This is a genomic window from Streptomyces sp. CC224B, assembly GCF_030010595.1.
Lineage (GTDB): Bacteria > Actinomycetota > Actinomycetes > Streptomycetales > Streptomycetaceae > Streptomyces > Streptomyces longispororuber.
Window position 1 is genome coordinate 1 of the sequence record NZ_JASCXL010000236.1, and the last position, 2,657, is coordinate 2,657.

The following is a 2,657-nucleotide window of genomic DNA, read 5'->3' on the forward strand; positions in this document are numbered from 1 at the left end:
CGTGCAGGTCGCGCTCGATGCGCCGCAGGTCCGCCGCGGCCGTGTCCACGACCACGCCCCGGTCCGACTCCAGCTCCGCGATGCGCCGCTCCAGCTCGTCCGACGGCGAGAGCAGCCCCCGCGCCATCGCCCGGTCGGCGTTCGCGAGACCGCGCACGATGAACGGCAGCACCGGCCACGCCACGAACAGCCCCGTGAGGACGACCGTGAACGTCACGATGCCCCACGGCAGGCGGATGAAGCCGTACAGCATCGCCCGCCAGCCCACCGGGTCCTTCAGGGTCGACCACAGCCACGCCAGCGCGCCGCCGCCGCGACGCGACCGCAACGGCATCGGGCTCGGCTCGTCGATGCGCACCCCGAGCAGCATCCGCGCCCGCCCCCGCTCGAACCGGCCGAAGAGCCGCGCCCCGTACAGCGCGAGCGCGAGCAGCGGCAGGCCGACGACCGTGACCGACAGGAACACGCCGATGGACAGCGCCGTCACCACGTACACGAACCCGACGATTCCCGTCGCCAGGTTCGCCAGGAGGTGGGATATCTCCTTCCAGGTGTACGCGTCGTACGCGAACCGGGCAGGCGGCAGCGGATCCGGTGTGGCCCGCGGTGTGGCCTGCGAAGACGTCGAACGTGCGGTCATGGATCCAAGAGTGCACGGCCCGCCGCGGCCCGCGCCATGAGGAGGGCCGCCGAACCTCACTGTGGATAACCCCACCCGACCGTTGCGGTGGAACCACCCGGCGACCGTTCCGCTGGAACCACTCGACCGCTCCGCTGGAACCTGGCCAACCGTTCCGCTGGACTCCCCGGACCGTTCCGCTGGAACCCGGCCGACCGATCCGGCGGAACCGGCAGACCGATCCGGCGGAACCGGCCGAGTGCGCCGGTGGAACCGGCCGATGACCGCCGCGCGCCCGCCCGGTCCCCGACAGTCTGCTTACCTCGCCTTTAGCAGGCCCTAGACTCCCGTGCGTACAGATCGTCGAACAGGGCGAGCCACGGAGTGCAGGGAGCGAGGGGCTGACGTGCCAGGGACGATGTACGTCGCGGCGAGCTACTACGAGTCGTACTCCGTCGTCGGACTGCTCGCCGTCGTCGGCGTGCTGTTCGTCGCCGTCGCCTTCGGCGCCGGGCGGCTGCTGCGGCCCGTCGTACCGACGCCCGAGAAACTCCTCACGTACGAGTGCGGCGTCGACCCGGTCGGCGAGGGCTGGGCCCACACCCAGGTCCGCTACTACGTGTACGCCTTCCTCTACGTGATCTTCGCCGTCGACTCGATCTTCCTCTTCCCGTGGGCGACGGTCTTCGCCGAGTCCGGCTACGGCGCCACGACCCTCGTCGAGATGTTCATCTTCCTCGGCTTCCTCGCCGTGGGACTGCTGTACGCCTACAAGAAGGGCGTCCTGACATGGACGTGAACCAGGAGCCGGCGCGGCCGTCCGAGCCCGTGCTCCTCCCGGAGCCGAAGAAGCTGGGCGTCCTGTCCCGGCTCGCCCCCGAGCCGATGAAGGTGGTCCTGAACTGGGGCCGCCGCTACAGCCTGTGGGTCTTCAACTTCGGCCTCGCCTGCTGCGCCATCGAGTTCATCGCGGCCTCCATGGCCCGCCACGACTTCATCCGCCTCGGTGTGATCCCGTTCGCGCCGGGTCCGCGCCAGGCCGACCTGATGGTCGTGTCCGGCACGGTCACGGACAAGATGGCCCCCGCCGTGAAGCGCCTGTACGAGCAGATGCCCGAGCCCAAGTACGTCATCTCCTTCGGCGCCTGCGCCAACTGCGGCGGCCCCTACTGGGACTCGTACTCCGTCACCAAGGGCGTCGACCAGATCATCCCCGTCGACGTGTACGTCCCCGGCTGCCCGCCGCGACCCGAGGCACTGCTCCAGGGCATCCTCAAGCTCCAGGAGAAGATCGCGCGCGAGACCCTGGGGGAGCGGTACGGGTCCGGCGGGGCGCGTCCCTCGACGGCGGCGCTCCGCAGTGACCTGGTGACCCCGCCGACGCCCCCGGAGGGAGCGAGATGACCGGCTGGCTGCCCTCCCCCGTCGAGGAACTCTTCGGTACGGAGGCCACGGCCGAGGAGTCGTACGACGTCCTGACGGTCGACGTCCCCGCCGCCGCCTGGACCGACGCCCTGCTCGCCGCCCGCGACCGGCTCGGCTGCACCTTCTTCGACTGGCTGAGCGCCGTCGACGAGCCCGGCACGGGCTTTCGCGTGAGCGCCCACGTGGTGGCGCTGTCCCCGGTACGGCGCCTGCTCGTCCGGACGACCGTCCCGCACGAGGCCCCCGTACTGCCGTCCGCGGTCGACGTCTACGCGGGCGCGGCCTGGCACGAGCGCGAGACCCACGAGATGTTCGGCGTCCGCTTCGAGGGCCACCCGCACCTGGTGCCGCTGCTGCTGCCGGAGGGCTTCGAGGGCCACCCGCTGCGCAAGGATTTCGTGCTGGCGGCCCGCGTCGCCAAGGCGTGGCCCGGCGCCAAGGAGCCGGGCGAGTCGGAGCACGGCGGTCCGAAGCGCCGCCAGATGCTCCCGCCCGGTGTGCCCGACCCCAACGAGTGGGGCCCGCTGAAGGGCCAGCTCCCGGCGGCCCCGGCCCGGCCTGCGCGGGGCGCGCGGGCCGCGGGCGCGGGGCGCGCGGCGGCCGGACGCGCCGC

At 72.1% G+C, this 2,657-nt stretch carries 4 protein-coding genes; 3 read left to right on the forward strand and 1 reads right to left on the reverse strand.

The window, feature by feature from the left end:
* The coding region (locus QK440_RS41090; RefSeq protein ID WP_282798373.1) for a sensor domain-containing protein at positions 1-640 on the reverse strand (640 nt) is incomplete at its 3' end.
* A gap of 397 nt (positions 641-1,037) precedes the next feature.
* On the opposite strand from QK440_RS41090, the gene QK440_RS41095 reads away from it, so the two are divergent.
* The 3 genes from QK440_RS41095 to QK440_RS41105 all read left to right on the forward strand — a co-directional run.
* Complete coding sequence (locus QK440_RS41095; protein ID WP_190139470.1) at positions 1,038-1,418, forward strand: NADH-quinone oxidoreductase subunit A; 381 nt, start codon at positions 1,038-1,040, stop codon at positions 1,416-1,418.
* Entirely contained in the window at positions 1,409-2,023 is a 615-nt protein-coding gene (locus QK440_RS41100; RefSeq protein ID WP_282798374.1) for an NADH-quinone oxidoreductase subunit B, read from the forward strand. The genes QK440_RS41095 and QK440_RS41100 overlap by 10 nt, the downstream gene beginning before the upstream one ends.
* Positions 2,020-2,657: NADH-quinone oxidoreductase subunit C (locus tag QK440_RS41105; RefSeq protein WP_282798375.1), on the forward strand; the 638-nt coding region annotated here is incomplete at its 3' end. The genes QK440_RS41100 and QK440_RS41105, both read left to right, overlap by 4 nt.

Excerpts from the sequence above, each read along its gene's own strand:
- QK440_RS41095 (WP_190139470.1), top strand. The coding sequence starts at position 1,038 with ATGTACGTCGCGGCGAGCTACTACGAGTCGTACTCCGTCGTCGGACTG.
- QK440_RS41100 (WP_282798374.1), top strand. The coding sequence starts at position 1,409 with ATGGACGTGAACCAGGAGCCGGCGCGGCCGTCCGAGCCCGTGCTCCTC.